Source organism: Stenotrophomonas veracruzanensis (assembly GCF_032911525.1).
Classification (GTDB): domain Bacteria; phylum Pseudomonadota; class Gammaproteobacteria; order Xanthomonadales; family Xanthomonadaceae; genus Stenotrophomonas; species Stenotrophomonas africana.
On sequence record NZ_JAWJTI010000025.1, the window covers coordinates 1 to 18128 of the forward strand.

Below are 18128 nucleotides of genomic sequence, written 5' to 3' on the forward strand. Positions count from 1 at the left end.
ATCCATGCGGCTCACGCCCCCTCAACCGGACCCACCCCGCCTTCGACAGATTTCCTCGATCTGTCGGGAATACTCTTGGGATCTGACCCCGGAATTTCTTTCGATATCTGACAGATGTGTCGACCAAGGTCGACACCTACCAACAGCCGCGCGAAATTTGTCTGAAGCGGGGTGGTGTGGGTTGGCAGGACCGTTGGCGCCATGGATGGCGCCATCGAGCCCCCATGGATGGGTTCACGGCGTGTCCTGCCAGCCCACATCGCCCCGCCATCCCAAGGATGCTCGCTGTTGCTGTTGCTGTTGCTGTTGCCTTGGCTTGAAGCCTCTGCGGGTGCAGGGCGCAGCCCTGCCGACCAACCTACCTTCGCGGCAGGTAAGTAACCAGGGAAAGATCGTGCCGGCTCTCCGGCACCAGCGCCACGTACTGCAGGTCCAGCAGCCCGCGCGTGGGGTGGTTGAGCTTCTTCGCCCCTTCGTCGAACCGCCGCACATCGTGCTCCGGCCACCATTGGCGGAACTCTTCGCTGTGCGCGGCGATGTCCTCCACCAGCGCCAGGAACGGCGCCTTGTCCGGCGCCTGCGCCATCGCCGCACGGAAACCCGCCAGCAGGCCGCGGGTCATTTCTTCCCAGTTGAGAATCAGCGTGCGGTACGGCGGGTACAGGAACATCAGCCGCAGCGTATTGCGCTCATGCGGCGCCAGCCGGCTGTAGTCCACGAACAGCTCGGCGATGGCCGGGTTCCAGGCCAGGATGTCGAAGCGGGTGTTGCGCACGTAGGCCGGGATCGGCTGCATCGCCTCCACCAGCTGGCGCAGGCCGTCGGTCACGCTCTCGTCCGGCGATTCCAGAGGCACGCCGTAGCCGGACAGCGCGAATGCATAGGCGCGTTCGTCGTCGCTCATGCGCAACACCTGCGCCAGGCGCTCCAGCACCTCGGGCGAGGCGCGCACTTCGCGGCCCTGCTCGATCCAGGTGTACCAGCTGACGCTGACTCCGATCGCCAACGCCACTTCCTCGCGCTTCAGGCCCGGGGTGCGCCGGCGCCCGCCCGGCAGGCCGAGCGTGGCGGGGTCGACACGGGCGCGGCAGGCCTTGAGGAAGCCGCCGAGTTCCTTGCGTTCACTTTCGCTGCGCATCATCGCTACCGCCGTACCCGTTCTAGCGTCGAGCCATGCTCGACGCATCTGCTACTGCGCCAACAGCAGCCGAGCATGGGCTCGGCTCTACCGGAAGCGTGACCAGCCGCCCTCGGCGTTGCGCACGAGGGTGACGATATCCGCGCAGGCGCCTCGATCAGGCATCGACGCGCTTGGAGCCCACGGCCAGGCCGGCCTTCAGGCTGGCCTCGACGAATTCGTCGAGGTCGCCGTCGAGCACCTTCTGCGTATCCGAACGTTCGATGCCGGTGCGCAGGTCCTTGATACGGCTCTGGTCGAGCACGTAGTTGCGGATCTGGCTGCCCCAGCCGATATCGGACTTGGTGGCTTCCACCGCGTCCTTCTCGGCGTTGCGCTTCTGGATCTCCAGCTCGTACAGCTTGGCGGCCAGCATCTTCATCGCGTTGTCGCGGTTCTGGTGCTGGCTGCGGCCGGTCTGGCAGGCCACGACGATGTTGGTCGGGATGTGGGTGATTCGCACCGCCGACTCGGTCTTGTTCACGTGCTGGCCACCGGCGCCGGACGAACGGTACACGTCGGTGCGCAGGTCGGCCGGGTTGATGGTGATGTCGATGTTGTCATCGATCTCCGGCGACACGAACACCGAGGTGAAGCTGGTGTGGCGGCGGTTGTCCGAGTCGAACGGCGACTTGCGCACCAGGCGGTGCACGCCGGTCTCGGTCTTCAGCCAGCCGTAGGCATAGTCGCCTTCCACGCGCAGCGTGGCCGACTTGATACCGGCGACGTCGCCACCGGAGACTTCCATCAGCTCGGTCTTCCAGCCGCGCGATTCACACCAGCGCAGGTACATGCGCAGCAGGATCTCGGCCCAGTCCTGGGCTTCGGTGCCACCAGCACCGGCCTGGATGTCGACGAACGCGGCGGCATTGTCCATCTCGCCGGAGAACATGCGCTGGAATTCCAGCTTCTCGACGTGCGACTGGTGCTTGTCCAGGTCGGCGACCACGGCCAGCGCGGTGTCCTCGTCCTGCTCGGACTCGGCCAGCTCGAGCAGTTCGGTGGCGTCGTTCAGGCCATCCAGCACCGATGCGATGCCGCCCACGGTCTTTTCCAGGCTGGAACGCTCGCGGCCCAGGTTCTGGGCATACTCGGCGTTGTTCCAGACGTCGGGGCTTTCCAGCTCCCGCGTTACTTCTTCAAGACGCTCTTTCTTGGCGTCGTAGTCAAAGATACCCCCGAAGCGACAGCACGCGATCGGTCAGATCGGTGATGCGCTGGCGGACAGGATTCAGTTCGATCATGTCGGCGGTTATGCATTCAAAAGATGACTGGTAATGATACCGCAGGCGGGCGACTCCCGGCATGAGCCCCCCCGCCCGCCCGCGCCTCGGTAGAGTCGACTGTCAGTCGACTATCGCGCGCAGCGCGGGCTTCACCAGAACCTGAACGAACAGCAGTCGACTGACAGTCGGCGCTACCCTCCGCCCAGCGCCTGCCGCAGCAGCGGCAGCTGCCGCCGGCTGCAGGGCACCTTCGCCCCGTCGGCCATGTGCAGCAGGGCCTCGCCCCCGTCCAGCGGCTCGATCGAGCGCAGCTGGTCACGGTGGATCAGCCAGCTGCGGTGCGGGCGCAGGAACACTGCCGGATCGAGCCGCTGCTCCAGCACCGCCATGGTGATCCGCAACGGGTAATCGTGGCCGCGCACCCGCAGGTTCACGTAATTGCCCGCCGCCTGCGCGTATTCCACGTCGGCCGTGGCAACCAGGAACTCCTTGCCCAGCTTGCGCACCAGGAAGTGCTGGGGGCGCTCGACCGGCTCCACTGGCGGGCCAACGTCGGGCTCGGCCAGCAGGCTCGCCTCACCCTGCCTGCGCCGGCCGAACCAGCTGGCAAAGTGCTCCAGTGCCACGAACATCGCAAACGTGCGCACATCCTTCAGGTATTCGTAGGCAAAACGCTCCAGCCAGCCGGCATCGTCCTGGTAGCGGTGGCCCAGCGACGCATAGGCCAGGTGCCGCAGCAGCATCATCCCCACCACATGCAACAGCGACCAGCCAACGCTTGCCAGCAGGTACAGCGGCAACCGCCGCTTCCAGGTATCGGCATGCAGCGGCCAGCGCTCGCAGCCCCACCACAGCAGCGGCAAGGTCAACAGGATCAGACCGAGGCTGCTGAACTCCCAGATCATCGGCTCCCACAAGCCGAGATCGGCGCCGCGGCGACTGGCATCCATCACTTCCACCAGCGCATTGGTCACTGCCGAGGCCGACAGGATCGCCGCCCATACCAGCAGGCGGGTTGAAGTACGCCAGCGCGATGGTCGGCCCTGGGTCATTGCTGCATCCATGTCGTTGCGGTGCTCCAGCCTGCCTCAAGGGACCAAGGGTAGCGGCTCCATTGGTCCCGCCACCCCCGCCATTGGTCACTGCGCGGGTTCCGGCGGCCCCTCGGCAGTGGCTGCACGGGCCGGGCGGCGTCACGTTGGCTCGACCTTCCGGCACACCACCACCATGACCCGACGCCACGACATCGACGCCCTGCGCGTGTTCGCCTTCGCCCTGCTGATCCTCTACCACACCGGCATGGCCTATGTGGACGACTGGGGTTTCCACCTCAAGAGCGTGCATACCGCCGAATGGCTGCAGTGGCCGATGCTGTTCGTCAACCGCTGGCGGATGTCGCTGCTGTTCCTGATCTCGGGTATCGCCGTCGCGCTGATGCGGCCGGAAGGCAGGCTGCTGCGCTTTGCCGGCCTGCGCACGTGGCGGCTGCTGCTGCCGCTGCTGTTCGGCATGTTCGTGATCGTGCCGATCCAGCCCTACTGCGAAGGGGTGGCCAACGGCCACGTGGCACCCGGCTTCGGCCACTTCCTGCTGCGCTATTGGCAGGTGCGGCCGTGGCCGGAAGGGAGTTTCGCCGGCTGGCAGTACGGCATCACCTGGAACCACTTGTGGTACCTGGCCTATCTGTGGAATTACACGCTGGCCCTGGCCCTGTTGATGCCATTGCTGGGAAGGCCGGTGGTGCGCCGCGCGGTGGCGTTCTGCGCTGCATCGCCGATGCTGCTGATCGGCCTGCCGTCCGCCCTGCTGCTGGCCTGGGTAATCTGGCTGGAGCCGATCTATCCGTCCACCAATGCCCTGCTTGGCGACTGGTACCAGCACGCCAAATACGCAACGGTGTTCCTGGCAGGCTACCTGCTCGGTCGCGAGCCGGTGTTCTGGCAGCGTGTGGTCGCCCTGCGCCGCACCACGCTATGGCTGGCGCTGGCCGCGATCGCCTGGTATCTGGGGTTGCGCATCCTCGGCCAGGTACTGCCGGCTGACTCCTCGCTGCGGCAATGGCCCGAACCGTTCTGGGATTTGCAGGGCCGCACCAGCCAGTCGCTGTACGTCTGGACCGCGCTGCTGACCATCCTGGGCTGGGGCAAGGTCGTCCTCGATCGCCCGTTCCGCTGGCTGCCGTACTGCACCGAGGCGATCTATCCGTGGTACATGCTGCACCAGAGCCTGATCATCGCCCTGCTGTTCTGGCTCAAGCCGCTTCAGTTGGGACCGTGGATGGAACCGGCCCTGCTGCTCGGCGGTACCGTCGGCGGCTGCCTGCTGATCCATGAACTGCTGATCCGTCGCGTGCGTTGGCTGCAGCCCCTGTTCGGCCTGAAAGCCGATCCGCTATCGTCACCGACGGTACACGCCGCGACGGCGCAATGAGATCGCACGCGCCGCGGTAGTGTAGAGCCGAGCCCACGCTCGGCTGCCTCTGCCATGAGCCGAGCATGGGCCCGGCTCTACATCAAGGCAGTCGAGCCAGCTCGACTCTACACGGGTGTCCGAGCGTTCAACGCACCTCGAACTCGCCCACCAGCACAGTCTCGGCACGGTCCTTCAGCCGCATCGTCACCATCTGGTCCTTCTGCTTGGCCGTGCCCCAGTGGGTGGTCAGGCGCAGCATCAGGGTCGTGGCGCCGGTCACCAACTGCTGGCGGCTGCCGAAGTAATTCGCTTCCACCTTGTATTTGCCCGGCTTGGCGTTACGCAGCGAGAACTGCTCTGGACCATAACCGCCGGTGAAGTCCTGCGACATCTGCCCGCCCTGGTAGGTCAGGCGGTTGCCGTAATACGCGCGCTCGCCGTTCGGGTCGGTCACCCACAGGTCCATGTCACTGTTGTCGGCATCCCACGACAGCACCACGCGCAGGTCCAGCGGCATCGCCTGCAGCAGGCGCGGGTCGATGCCGGTGGTATCCAGCCGGGGCGTGCTGCGGGCCACCAGGTTGGTCAGCTCATCCAGTGCGATCAGGGCGATGCCATCGAAGCGGCTGTCCCACGGCCGCACCACCACCTGGTACAGCGGCGCAAGCGCCTGCTGCGGCTTGCCGGCCGCCGCCAGCGCCAGGCCAAGATCGCGGAAGCTCTGCGGCTCTTCCTGGCCCATCATCAGCACCTGCTCGAACACCGGCACCGCCAATGCGGGGGCATCAGCCTGCATCAGGCGGTAGCCGAGCACGCGCAGCAGGTGGCGATTGTCCAGGTCCATCTCTGCCAGATTCGACAACACGCGCAGCGCCAGGTCGCGTTGGCCCTGCTCCAGCAGCAAGTCGGCCACATCGAGGAAGAATGCGCTGCTGTCGGCGTGGGCATCGCGCTCGGCCAGATAGCGGTCATACAACTGCGACGGCGGCCCCTCGCGCAGGCGCTTGGCGATGGCCGAGTCCGGCTGCCAGGCCGCCAACTGGATGCCGAGCTCGCCCTCGTTGGCGGCAGCGGGCGCAGCGACACGGCCACCAGTGACCGTGATTGAATCGAGGGCCATGTTCGATGCAGGTGCTGAGCGACGCGCACGCGCGCTGCTGGCTTCCATGCGCTGCCCGGCGGCGGCCATCGGTGCCGGGGCGGGTGGTGCCGCCGGGGCCGGCGCGGCGAGCATCGCCACCGGCGCTGATTCCATCGCGTGGTCCGCGGACGCCACTTCCAGTGCCCCGCCCTTTGCCTGCGGCGGCATTCCCTTCGGCCAGCTGCGGTTCCACCACTGCTGGCGCTCCTTCCAGCGTGCCGCCACCTCATCCAGGCGCTGGCGATCAGCAGCGGCGCGATCTCTTACCTGCACTGCGAACCTGGCGTCGTACTCGGCGCGCAGCGTGCCCGAAGGGCGGATCGCATAGCGCAGGTAGTCCTCCAGTGTCTCCAGCACGATCAGCGAGGTATCCGGCCCCACCAGGCCAAACTGTTGAGACAGGCGCTGCATCGCCTCGCGGTTGCCACGGCGATCGGCGGCCAGCTGCTGCAGGCGCGCCTGCGCCCACAAGCCCGCCAGCAGTTCTCCGTCGGTGCTCTTCTGCGTGGCGGGCAGCGCCTGCCATTCGCCGCCACCCACGCGCACCCGCATCGGCACACCGTCGGCCGCCAGTCGTGCATGCAGCCACAACCAGCCCTGGGCTTCACTGCGACGATCGATCACCACGTCCTGCACGCCGCGCCCTGCATCGACCTGCACATCCAGCGGCAACGACAGCATCTCACGGGCGGCCAATTCGACATCCTTCCCCAGCGCGACGAAGCGACCACCATGCGCTTCGCTCCAGCCACGCAGTCGCACGGCATCGGTGCGCGCACCGGCGCTGCTGACCGCAAACAGGCGTTGGTCCGGCGCCATCGCCGGCAGCTGTTCCGGCCCATAGGTCAGCAGGCCATCGCTGACCAGCAGGTATTCCTTCACGCCCGGCTGCGGCTGCCACTGCGCCAGCGCGCTGGCACCGTCCGGGCGTACGGCCTGCAATGCCGCACGCAGCTCACTCCAGTTACCGGCACGGATGCGGAAGCGCCTTACCGGCTCGGCGCGATCGCGCAGCACGGTCAAGGCCACGGTGCCGTCGCCCATCGCGGCGAAGTAGTGATCCAGCAGTGCGAACTCACGCGTGCGATCGCGCTGCCCCGCCGAACCGGAGCCGTCCCACAGCAGGCCGATCTCGCTGGGCAGCGTGCGGGGCCTGCTGCTGGCCGCCACCGGCAGTTGCGCCAGCAGGTAATGGCCATCCTCCCAGGGCGCCACCTGCACCTGCGCCTGGCGGGCTGCCGGCAGGCTCCACTGCAGCTGCTTCGGCAACTGCGCGCCCTTGCCCTGCCACTGCATCTGGCCCGCGCTGATGCGGAATGGCGCGGTACCTGCAGTGGTCGCGCCGGGCGCCTGCAGCTTCAGTTCAACCGAGGCTGCACCGGCGGCGAACTGCAGCGGCAGCGTCCACTGCCAGCCTTGGCCGGTGAAGGCCAACGGCTCGCGAATCACCAGCTGCACGCGTCGGCTGCCACCAGCCGGCAGCGGGTAGATGCGCAGCCGGAACTGGTTGCCGGCGGTCTGTTCCAGCAGGCCCGGGTCGACGCCGCGGCGGGCGATTTCCTCGAACACCTGGCGGCCGCGGTCCTTCGGCACCGGCACCGCGTCACGCATCTCGCCGTTGATATCCAGCGCGAAGCCGCTGATCTGCTGGCCATCGGCCAGCGGGAACTGCAGCTCGCCCTCCAGCACGCGCCGGTTCGGGTTGTGGAATTCCAGGGTGATCCGGGTCTGGGCGATGCCGGCCTGGACCTCGCCCTCGATGCGGGCACGCTCCAGCTGCACCGGTCGTTCGGCAGCGGGCGCGATCAGCAGAGGCGTGCCGGCCTGCGGCCGGGAGATCGGCGGCGACTGCGCGCCAGCGGGCCAGGCCGCAAGGGCCAGCAACAACACAGTGCAGCAACGGGCGAAGACCATGACCGGACTCCAGTGGGATCGTGAACCGTTGAACGCACGAGCTACCGGAACGGGGTTGGCGGGACCCCAAAAAGGGGACGGAGGGGATTAAGTCGCAATTGGCAAACAAGGCAGAAACGGCTTAATCCCCTCCGTCCCCTTTTTCTAGGCGGGCAGGCAGTGCTCCACGATCAGCTGGATGGCGCTGCCGCCGCGATAGTCGTCGCAGGCGAGACGGTAGGCGAGATGCACGTGGCGACCCGGCGCGTTGCCGTGCCAGCCGCCGAAGTGGATCGCGTTGATCGTGCCGGGCACGCCCGGCTGACGCAGTTCCAGCTTCAGGTGGCGCTCCTTCAGCACGCGCCAGTTGGCCACTTCGAAGTGGCCGTCGAACAGCGGCTCGGGGAAACCCTGGCCCCATGGGCCTGCCAGACGCAGCGCATCAGCGTGGCGATGGTCCAGTTCGTCCGCGGCCAGTTCGCCGTCGCTGAGGACCTGCTGCTGCAGTGCCGCCGGGTCGAGCATTTCCAGTACCACGGCGACGAAGGCGGCCTTGAAGTCATCGACGTGATCCAGCCGCAGGCTCAGTCCAGCCGCCATGGCATGGCCACCGAAACGTTCGATCAAGCCCGGATGACGCGCGTCGACCAGCGCCAGTGCGTCACGGATGTGCAGGCCGGGAATCGAGCGGGCTGAGCCACGCAGGGTGTCGGCGCCGGGTTCGGCCGGGGCGAAGGCGATCACCGGGCGATGCAGGCGATCCTTCATCTTCGACGCGACCAGGCCGACCACGCCCGGATGCCAGTCCGCATCGAACAGGCAGGCCGCCACCGGGCGCTGGCCGGCCATGTCCAGCACCACGCGGGTCAATGCCTGCTCGGCGTCGTCGGTCATCGACTGCTGCACGGCGCGCCGTTCCGAATTGATCTGCTCCAGCGTCTGCGCGATCTCGCGCGCCTGGCGCGGGTCTTCGGTCAGCAGCAGCGCAATGCCCAGCGCCATGTCTTCCAGCCGGCCCGCCGCGTTCAGGCGTGGGCCGAGTGCGAAGCCGATATCGGTGGCGGTCAGTCGCGTGGCGTCACGGCCGCTGGCTTCGATCAGCGCACGCAGGCCGACACAGCCCTGCCCTGCGCGCAGACGGCGCAGGCCCGCACTGACCAGTGCCCGATTGTTCGGATCCAGCGCCACCAGGTCGGCGACGGTGCCGACCGCCACCAGGTCCAGCAGCGTAGTCAGGTCCGGCCCCTTGCCATCGGCAAAAACGCCGGCCTCGCGCATCTGCCGGCGCAGCGCCATCAGCACATAGAAGATCACGCCGACACCGGCCAACGACTTGCTGGGGAAAGCGTCGCCGTCGAGATTGGGATCGACGATGACATCGGCCGGCGGCAGCTGCGGACCGGGAAGATGATGGTCAGTGACCAGCACCTGCCAGCCACGCGCCTTGGCCGCGATGACACCGGCGTGGCAGGCAATGCCGTGGTCGACCGTGACCAGCAGGTCCGGCTGCAGCTCGGCCAGCTCCTCAACCAATGACGGCGACAGGCCGTAGCCGTGCACCATGCGGTTCGGCACTGCGTGGAAGACATGCTGCGCGCCCAGCATGCGCAGGCCGCGCACGCCGACCGCACAGGCAGTGGCGCCATCGCAATCGAAATCGCCAACCACCAGGATGCGCCTGTCGTTGGCGATGGCCTCAACCAACAGGCCCACCGCATCGTCGATGCCGGTCAGCAGCTCAGGCGCGTGCAGATTGCCCAGCTTCGGCTGCGCCAACTCCGGTGTACCTGCGCCACGGCTGGCATAGAGCCGCGCCAACAGCGGCAGCGTGCCGTCCGGCCAATTGCCGGGTATTACCGCATCGCGGCGGCGGATCGTCGGCGTATCAGAGGCGGGCTGCACAGCATCGGCGGCAAGGGACATCGGCATCGCCGGGTTACGGAAGACCCGGGCATGATACCCCGCCCGCCTGGTCCGGCTCTTCCCCGGCTTGGCGCAGAGGTGGCGATCGCCCATGCTTGTCCGCTTCTGAAACAGAATTCGCCATGCATCGCCCGCTGTCCGCACTGATTCTCGGCCTGTTGCTGCCACTCGCCTCCCACGCTGGAAACACGCCGGTCACACCCGGTATCGAGTTCGCGCACCACGACTGGTTCCTGGCCTGCGACAACACCGGCACCTGCCGTGCCGCGGGTTATGGCCCGGAAAACGCAGGCAGCCTGCTGGGCCTGATGCTGGAACGTGCAGGCGGCCCCGGTACGGCAGTGAAGGCGCGGCTGCGGGTGGGCGAGGATGGCGAAAGCGCAATGCCTGAAGGCGCGCTGCGCCTGCAGGTGAACGGCCGTGATCTGGGCCCGGTGCAGGACACCGGTGCCGACGAGGCCGTGACGCTGCGGCAGGCGCAGGTTGAAGCACTGCTTGCCGCCCTGCCCGGCCAGGCCCGCATCGAGGTCATCGACAGCAACGGCACGCGCTGGCCGATTTCCGACCGTGGGGCTGCCGCCGTACTGCTGAAGATGGACGAGGCGCAGGGGCGGATCGGAACACCCGGCGCCCTGGTGCGGCGTGGCACGCGTGCCGAAACGACTGTGCCGGCTGCGCGTGCCAAGCCGGTGATCGTGAGCGCGGCGCTGGCGGCGCCACGTTCCGGTGACCGCGAACTGGGAAGCAGCGAAGCGCTGCGCGACGCCCTGATCGCCACGCTCGGCGACAGTGACGACTGTCCGCGCCTGATCGAGTACACGGGCACCCCGGAAATGGTGATCGAGCGGCTGGACGAGCACCACGTACTGGTGCAGGCGCTGTGCCAGATGGGCGCGTACAACTACAGCAATGGCTTCTGGATCGCGCGCGACCGGCCCCCGTTTGCCCCGCAGACGGTCACGATGGAAGCAGAGGGCTTCTCGCGCGTCGAACGCACGCTCTACGCGCGCTACAAGGGCCGCGGCATCGGCGACTGCGTTTCCGGCTCGGACTGGGTATGGGATGGCCAGAGATTCCGGCCCAGCAGTGCGTTCAGTACCGGCCTGTGCCGTGGCATGCCGGGCGGGCACTGGATGCTGCCAACCCTGCTCAGTGAGGTGCGTTGAATGCATGCATCTTCACTGTCATGCACGCCGCTGCTGCTTGCGTCGCTGACGATGGCCTCGGTTGCCCCGGCTGCCGAACCGGCTGGCACGTCGTTGGTGGAGGGCGACGGCGTGATGGCCTGCGACAACACCCGCACCTGCCGGCTGGCAGCCTACGGCCCACTGGCGCCGTTGATGCTGAGCGCGCTGATCGAACGCAGCGGCGGGCCGCGCACGGCGGTCACCGCCCGGCTGTCCATGGCCGCGGGCGGAGAGGACGCGCCTGCGACCCCTGCGGCGGTGGCCCCCGAAGGAACGTTGCGACTGCACGTGGACGGAAAGGACCTCGGTGCCATCGGCCACAGCGAAGCGCTCGACTCTGGCCTGGAGCTGCCCACTCGCTACGTGACCGCCATGATCAAAGCACTGCTGGCGGGTAAGCGCGTCGAGATGAGCGATGCCTCGGGCCACGCGTGGCCGCTGTCCGATCGCGGTATCCGTACGCTGCTGCTGAAGATGGACGAAGCCCAAGGTCGGCTGGATACGCCCGGCGCACTGGTGCGCAAGGGCTCACAGCCGGAGTCGAAGGTCCCGGCTGCGGTTGCCGCGCCGCCCCTGAAGACACCGCCGCTTCTGGTCGAAGCACAGGAAGACGATGCGCAGCTGGCCGAACGGGCGGATCTGCTGCAGCAGCTGCAACCGGTAGCCGCCGCGGGAAACGCGTGCGACCGGATGTCGTCACGCCAACTCCGCATCGAACGGGTGGATGCCAGCCATGTCCTGGCCCTGTTGAACTGCGCAACCGACCGCAACATCGTGCCGGCGGGCACCTGGTTGATCCGCGACCGTCCACCGTTTTCGCCCACGCTGATCGCCCCGAGCACGCTGTTTCCGCTCTACCCGCACGCCGTATTCCTGGAAGAAGGCGTTGTGACCGACACCGATGCCTGCGGCACGAACCGGCATTGGGCGTGGGACGGCTCGCGCCTGGTCCTGAGCGCGACGTATCTGGGTAATGACTGCTCCACCCGGAGCCGCGGGCACTGGGCGTTGCCGACCTACGTTACGGACGTCCAGTAGTGATGAAGCCGAGCGTGGGCTCGGCTCTACAGGGAAATCACTCGTGAAGCTGGCGCGGCTTCTTCCAGAACTGCCAGCGCTGGCCGCGGTCCAGCTGGAACTGCAGGCCGTCCTCGAAATCCAGCACCAGCCGCTGCAGCTCGCCGCGCTTCAGCGCGGCCAACAGCGGACGGATCGCATCATTGCCGAGCTGCTGCAGGGAGCGCAGCTGGCGCAGGTCGACCAGTGCATCCACCGCCTGCTCGCCATCCACGGCTACGCCAGCCGCCAGAGCCAGGCCCTGCAGCAAGGCATCGCGGCTGCGCACCTGTGCGTGCGGCGTGCTGACCGACACCGGCATCACGCCACCGCCCCAGAACCACAGCGAATTGATCGGCTGCTGTCCCTGCGAGGCGCGCTGCTGGTTCCAGGAATGGTTGTGCAGCAGCACCTGCGCCTCGGTCATCAGCGCCCGCCAACGACGGCCGCCCTCGCCTTCCGGCAGGTGCGAGAACAGGTCATCGCCGAGAACCTCGTCCGGACTGTCGAAGTCCGGCAGGGCCAGGTCGATCGGCAGGCGCAGGTACCAGCGCGAAGGATCGGGTGCATCGAGCACGAACCCGGCATCGGCGAACAGCGGCTGCAGCACCGGCAACAGGGCCAGGCAGTCCGCCAACGTCGGCCGCAGCGTTTCGCCGTAGGCCATCATCCTTGCGCCGTGCATGTCCGGCACCATGCAGGCCGGATCGGCACGCAGCCAGCTGGCGCCGGCGGCATCGCCGACGTCGCGCTGGCGGGTCAACGCGGCCACCGGCCAGTGCGGCGCGGCAACCGTGAAATGGCGCGTCAGCTGTGCGCGTTCGCCCGCTGCAACCTGCACCGTCGTGGCGCGGCCCAGGGCACGCGCCACGTCATCAGGCAGCGCAGCCGCGGCAAAGCGGCTGCGTGCCGGCAACAGCAGGGTCGCCGTCGCCACGTGGTCAGTCCACGTAGCTGACGCTGACGATCTCGTACTCGCGCTGGCCGGCCGGTGCGTCGATCACGATCGAATCGCCTTCCAGCTTGCCGATCATCGCGCGCGCCACCGGCGAGGAAATCGCGATCAGGCCCAGCTTGATGTCCGCTTCCAGGTCACCGACGATCTGGTACTTCTTCTCTTCGTCGGTTTCCACGTCGGCCAGCGTCACGCTGGCGCCGAACACTACCTTGGAGCCGGCGTTGAGCTTGCTCACGTCGATGATCTCGGCGTGCGACAGCTCGCCTTCCAGCTGCTTGATGCGGCCTTCGATGAAGCCCTGCTCCTCGCGCGCGGCGTGGTACTCGGCGTTCTCCTTCAGGTCGCCGTGCTCACGCGCTTCGGCGATCGCGGCGATCACCTTCGGGCGCTTGACCGACTTCAGGTGATCCAGTTCATCGCGCAGACGCTGCGCGCCCTTCATCGTGATGGGGGCTCTCATGCATTCAACTCCTTGTGCAGCTCCTGCAGCGACCAGACGGGGCCGGTGCCGCGGAATTCCAGTGAATCCACCAGCGCCTTGGCGCCGGCAATGGTGGTCGAGTAGGTGACGCGATGCTGCAGCGCCTCGCGACGGATCGAGAACGAGTCGTTGATCGCCGAACGACCTTCGGTCGTGTTGACGATGTAGACGATCTCGCCGTTCTTGATCGAATCGACGATGTGCGGACGGCCTTCGACCACCTTGTTGATGATCTCGCAGTCCATGCCGTGCTGCTGCAGCCACGCGGCGGTGCCACGGGTGGCGACCAGGCTGTAGCCTCGCGCCAGCAGCGCCTTGGCCACCGGCAGCACGCGCTTCTTGTCCGGATCGCGCACCGAGACGAAGGCCTTGCCGACCGGCGGGGCCTTGATGCCACCGGCTTCCTGCGCACGCGCAAAGGCGGCGTTGAAGGTGCGGCCCACGCCCATCACCTCACCGGTGGAGCGCATCTCCGGCCCGAGGATCGGATCGACGCCCTGGAACTTGGCAAACGGGAAGATCGCTTCCTTCACCGAGTAGTAGTCGGGCACGATTTCCTTGGTCGCGCCCTGCTCGGCCAGGCTCTTGCCAGCCATGCAGCGGGCGGCGATCTTGGCCAGCGGCATGCCGGTGGCCTTGGACACGAACGGAACGGTGCGCGAGGCACGCGGGTTCACTTCCAGCAGGTAGATGGTGTCGGCACCTTCGTCACTGGTCTGGATCGCGAACTGGGTGTTCATCAGGCCGACCACGTTCAGGGCCTTGGCCAGCTCCACCACCTGGCGGCGCAGTTCGGCCTGGGTCTCAGCCGACAGCGAGTACGGCGGCAGCGAGCAGGAGGAATCGCCCGAGTGCACGCCGGCTTCTTCGATGTGCTCCATCACGCCACCGATCAGGACGTTGCCCTCCTTGTCGGCGATGATGTCGACGTCGCACTCGACGGCGTTGTCGAGGAAGCGGTCCAGCAGCACCGGCGAGTCGTTGGACACCTTCACCGCGTCGCGCACGTAGCGGGCCAGGTCGGCTTCGCCGTAGACGATTTCCATCGCACGGCCGCCCAGCACGTAGCTCGGGCGAACCACCAGCGGGTAGCCGATCTCGCGGGCCAGCAGCAGGGCTTCCTGGTCGTTGCGGGCGATGCGGTTCGGCGGTTGCTTCAGGCCGAGCTTGTCGACCAGCTGCTGGAAGCGCTCGCGGTCTTCGGCCAGGTCGATCGAGTCCGGGCTGGTGCCGATCACCGGCACGCCGTTGGCCTCCAGCGCGCGCGCCAGCTTCAGCGGGGTCTGGCCGCCGTACTGCACGATCACGCCCTTCGGCTGTTCCAGTTCGACGATTTCCAGCACGTCTTCCAGGGTCAGCGGCTCGAAGTACAGGCGGTCGGAGGTGTCGTAGTCGGTCGACACGGTTTCCGGGTTGCAGTTGACCATGATGGTTTCATAGCCATCCTCGCGCAGCGCCAGTGCCGCGTGCACGCAGCAGTAGTCGAACTCGATGCCCTGGCCGATGCGGTTCGGGCCACCACCCAGGATCATGATCTTGTCGCGGTTGCTCGGTGCAGCCTCGCACTCGTCCTCGTAGGTCGAGTACAGGTAGGCGGTACCGGTGGAGAATTCACCGGCACAGGAGTCCACGCGCTTGTAGACCGGACGCACCTTGTGCGCACGGCGCAGCGCGCGGATGGCGGCTTCGTTGGTGCCGGTCAGCTGTGCCAGGCGCGCGTCGGAGAAGCCAGCGCGCTTCAGCTTGCGCAGGCGTGCGGCGTCCAGCGCGTCGATGCCACCGGCAGCGACTTCGCCTTCTGCAGCGATGATTTCCTCGATCTGGTCCAGGAACCAGTGATCGATGAACGACAGTGCGTAGATCTCTTCCACGCTCATGCCGGCGCGGAACGCATCGGCGACGAAGAACAGGCGCTCCGGGCCCGGCGCCTTCAGCTCGCGACGCAGGGTCTGCAGGTCTTCTTCGTTGGCCAGGTCCAGGCCGGTCGGGTCGAAGCCGACCTTGCCGGTTTCCAGGCCACGCAGGGCCTTCTGCACCGACTCCTGGAAAGTGCGGCCCATCGCCATCACCTCGCCCACCGACTTCATCTGGGTGGTCAGGCGGGCATCGGCGGCCGGGAACTTCTCGAAGGCGAAGCGCGGGATCTTGGTGACGACGTAATCGATGGACGGCTCGAACGAGGCCGGGGTCAGGCCACCGGTGATCTCGTTCTTCAGTTCGTCCAGGGTGTAGCCCACGGCCAGCTTGGCGGCGACCTTGGCGATCGGGAAGCCGGTGGCCTTGGAGGCCAGCGCCGAGGAACGCGACACGCGCGGGTTCATCTCGATGACGACCACGCGGCCGGTCTTCGGGTTGATGCCGAACTGCACGTTCGAGCCACCGGTATCGACGCCGATCTTGCGCAGCACGGCGATGGAGGCATCGCGCAGGCGCTGGTATTCCTTGTCGGTCAGGGTCTGCGCCGGGGCCACGGTGATCGAGTCACCGGTGTGCACGCCCATCGGGTCCAGGTTTTCGATCGAGCAGACGATGATGCAGTTGTCCGCGGTATCGCGGACCACTTCCATCTCGAATTCCTTCCAGCCCAGCACCGACTCTTCCACCAGCACTTCGGTGGTCGGCGACAGTTCCAGGCCGCGGCTGACGATGTCGACCAGCTCTTCGCGGTTGTAGGCAATGCCGCCACCGCTGCCGCCCAGGGTGAAGCTGGGGCGGATGATGGTCGGGTAGCCGACGCGGGTCTGGATCTCCAGCGCTTCGTCCAGGGTGTGGGCGACGGCGGCGGTCGGGCATTCCAGGCCGATCTCACCCATGGCGACGCGGAACAGCTCGCGGTCTTCGGCCATGCGGATCGCTTCGCGCTTGGCGCCGATCAGTTCGACGTTGTACTTCTCCAGCACGCCATGGTCGGCCAGGTCCAGCGCGCAGTTCAGCGCGGTCTGGCCACCCATGGTCGGCAGCAGCGCATCGGGCTTTTCCTTGGCGATGATCTTCTCGACCGTCTGCCAGTTGATCGGCTCGATGTAGACGGCGTCGGCCATCTCCGGGTCGGTCATGATCGTGGCCGGGTTGCTGTTGACCAGCACCACGCGGTAACCCTCGTCACGCAGGGCCTTGCAGGCCTGGGCGCCGGAGTAGTCGAACTCGCAGGCCTGGCCGATGACGATCGGGCCAGCACCGATGATGAGGATGGTCTTGAGGTCAGTGCGCTTGGGCATTTTCTTCTCTAAGTCAGTACAGCGTGACAAGGGGGGTGATCGCACGCTGTCGATCAGGAATCTTGATCCGCAGCGCCGCGCCAGAGGCAGCAGCGTTGCGGCGGTTTACGGTCCATCGCGACGCCACCGGGGGGCCGGCGGCGTACTGATCACGCCTTGGCCTGCTCCATCAGCACCACGAAGCGGTCGAACAGCGGACCGACATCGGTCGGGCCCGGCGACGCTTCCGGGTGGCCCTGGAACGAGAACGCCGGCACGTCGGTGCGGGCCACGCCCTGGTTGGTGCCATCGAACAGCGAACGGTGAGTCACGCGCAGGGTCGGCGGCAGGGTCGCTTCATCGATCGCGAAGCCGTGGTTCTGCGAGGTGATCATCACCCGGCCGCTGTCCAGGTCCTGCACCGGGTGGTTGGCACCGTGGTGGCCGTGGCCCATCTTCATGGTCTGCGCGCCCGAGGCCAGGCCCAGCAGCTGGTGGCCCAGGCAGATGCCGAAGGTCGGGATCTTCACGTCGATGAAGGTCTTGATCGCTTCGATGGCGTAGTCGCACGGTTCCGGGTCACCCGGGCCGTTGGACAGGAACACCCCATCCGGCTTCAGCGCCAGCACTTCGGCGGCCGGAGTCTGCGCCGGCACCACGGTCACTTCGCAACCACGCTCGGCCAGCATGCGCAGGATGTTGGTCTTCACGCCGAAGTCGTAGGCGACGACCTTGAACCGGGCCGGCACGCTGACGAAGGCATTGGCATCCAGGTCCAGCTGGCCCTCGGTCCAGGTGTAGGTCTTCTCGGTAGTGACGACCTTGGCCAGATCCATGCCCTTCAGCCCCGGGAACTTGCGGGCGGCTTCCAGTGCCTTTTCCACGTCGATGTCACCGGCCATCAGCGCACCGTTCTGCGCGCCCTTCTCGCGCAGGATGCGGGTCAGCTTGCGGGTGTCGATGCCGGCGATGGCGACCACGCCACGCTGGATCAGCCAATCCTGCAGCGACACCTGGCTGCGCCAGTTGCTGGGACGACGGGGAACGTCGCGCACGATCAGACCGGCCGACCACACCTTGGACGCTTCATTGTCCTGGTCGGTCATGCCGGTGTTACCGATATGCGGATAGGTCAGCGTGACCATCTGCCGGGCGTAGGACGGGTCGGTCAGCACTTCCTGGTAGCCGGTCATGGCGGTGTTGAACACCACCTCACCGACGGACAGGCCGGGCGCGCCTACGGATTCGCCCTCGAATACGGTGCCGTCTTCGAGGACGAGGATTGCGGCTTGGGTCACGGGAATCTCACTTTGGCTACCGAGGGGGCTGCCGAAGTCACGCCTGCGCTTCACGGAAATCCGGTTGCAAAAAAGCGCGGACGTACGGTCTGGGACCGGTCCGGCTTTCGTGATTCGGCGAGTGCGAATTGTAGCGCTGCCGGGCCGCTCGCGCCAGCGGTTATCGCACTTGATGAACG

Annotated in this window: 12 protein-coding genes; 3 read left to right on the top strand and 9 right to left on the bottom strand. The window is 67.0% G+C overall.

Going from position 1 to position 18128, the window contains the following annotated elements:
• Nucleotides 1-358: 358 nt before the first annotated feature.
• The 3 genes from R1H25_RS14470 to R1H25_RS14480 form a co-directional block, all read right to left on the bottom strand.
• Complete coding sequence (locus tag R1H25_RS14470) at nucleotides 359-1141, bottom strand: helix-turn-helix transcriptional regulator (protein WP_049447098.1); 783 nt, start codon at nucleotides 1139-1141, stop codon at nucleotides 359-361.
• Between the two features lie 154 nt (nucleotides 1142-1295).
• Nucleotides 1296-2421, bottom strand: a protein-coding gene (gene prfB / locus R1H25_RS14475) for a peptide chain release factor 2 (RefSeq protein ID WP_317223923.1) whose coding sequence is annotated in 2 segments (ribosomal slippage) — nucleotides 1296-2345 and nucleotides 2347-2421 — 1125 coding nt in all. Because the reading frame shifts where the segments join, the coding sequence is not laid out codon by codon here.
• A 173-nt stretch (nucleotides 2422-2594) separates the two neighbouring features.
• Complete coding sequence (locus R1H25_RS14480) at nucleotides 2595-3455, bottom strand: LytTR family DNA-binding domain-containing protein (protein WP_317223924.1); 861 nt, start codon at nucleotides 3453-3455, stop codon at nucleotides 2595-2597.
• A 175-nt stretch (nucleotides 3456-3630) separates the two neighbouring features.
• On the opposite strand from R1H25_RS14480, the gene R1H25_RS14485 reads away from it, so the two are divergent.
• A complete protein-coding gene (locus tag R1H25_RS14485; RefSeq protein WP_317223925.1) occupies nucleotides 3631-4833 on the top strand; it encodes an acyltransferase family protein in 1203 nt (400 codons plus the stop codon).
• Nucleotides 4834-4960: 127 nt separating this feature from the next.
• On the opposite strand, the gene R1H25_RS14490 is transcribed toward R1H25_RS14485, so the two are convergent.
• Both R1H25_RS14490 and recJ read right to left on the bottom strand, forming a co-directional pair.
• The gene (locus R1H25_RS14490; protein ID WP_317223926.1) at nucleotides 4961-7870 is read right to left on the bottom strand and encodes a VIT domain-containing protein; all 2910 of its coding nucleotides are present in this window, start codon (nucleotides 7868-7870) and stop codon (nucleotides 4961-4963) included.
• A gap of 144 nt (nucleotides 7871-8014) precedes the next feature.
• The gene (gene recJ, locus R1H25_RS14495; protein WP_317223927.1) at nucleotides 8015-9772 is read right to left on the bottom strand and encodes a single-stranded-DNA-specific exonuclease RecJ; all 1758 of its coding nucleotides are present in this window, start codon (nucleotides 9770-9772) and stop codon (nucleotides 8015-8017) included.
• Nucleotides 9773-9894: 122 nt separating this feature from the next.
• Here recJ and R1H25_RS14500 point away from each other — a divergent pair, with 122 nt between their 5' ends.
• The gene (locus tag R1H25_RS14500) at nucleotides 9895-10938 is read left to right on the top strand and encodes a DUF1176 domain-containing protein (protein WP_317223928.1); all 1044 of its coding nucleotides are present in this window, start codon (nucleotides 9895-9897) and stop codon (nucleotides 10936-10938) included.
• Between the two features lie 51 nt (nucleotides 10939-10989).
• Nucleotides 10990-11997 carry a DUF1176 domain-containing protein gene (locus R1H25_RS14505; protein WP_317223929.1) on the top strand — a complete coding sequence of 336 codons (1008 nt, stop codon included), beginning with the start codon at nucleotides 10990-10992 and terminating at the stop codon, nucleotides 11995-11997.
• 37 nt (nucleotides 11998-12034) lie between these two features.
• Here R1H25_RS14505 and R1H25_RS14510 read toward each other — a convergent pair whose 3' ends face one another.
• The 4 genes from R1H25_RS14510 to carA form a co-directional block, all read right to left on the bottom strand.
• Nucleotides 12035-12952: a phosphoglycerate mutase gene (locus tag R1H25_RS14510; RefSeq protein WP_317223930.1), complete on the bottom strand. Its 918-nt coding sequence runs from the start codon at nucleotides 12950-12952 to the stop codon at nucleotides 12035-12037.
• A 4-nt stretch (nucleotides 12953-12956) separates the two neighbouring features.
• Nucleotides 12957-13421 carry a transcription elongation factor GreA gene (greA, locus tag R1H25_RS14515; RefSeq protein WP_170272484.1) on the bottom strand — a complete coding sequence of 155 codons (465 nt, stop codon included), beginning with the start codon at nucleotides 13419-13421 and terminating at the stop codon, nucleotides 12957-12959.
• Between the two features lie 8 nt (nucleotides 13422-13429).
• Nucleotides 13430-16672, bottom strand: a complete 3243-nt coding sequence (gene carB / locus R1H25_RS14520) for a carbamoyl-phosphate synthase large subunit (protein ID WP_049447115.1) — start codon at nucleotides 16670-16672, stop codon at nucleotides 13430-13432.
• 149 nt (nucleotides 16673-16821) lie between these two features.
• The gene (carA, locus tag R1H25_RS14525) at nucleotides 16822-17949 is read right to left on the bottom strand and encodes a glutamine-hydrolyzing carbamoyl-phosphate synthase small subunit (protein WP_014646993.1); all 1128 of its coding nucleotides are present in this window, start codon (nucleotides 17947-17949) and stop codon (nucleotides 16822-16824) included.
• Between the last annotated feature and the right edge of the window lie 179 nt (nucleotides 17950-18128).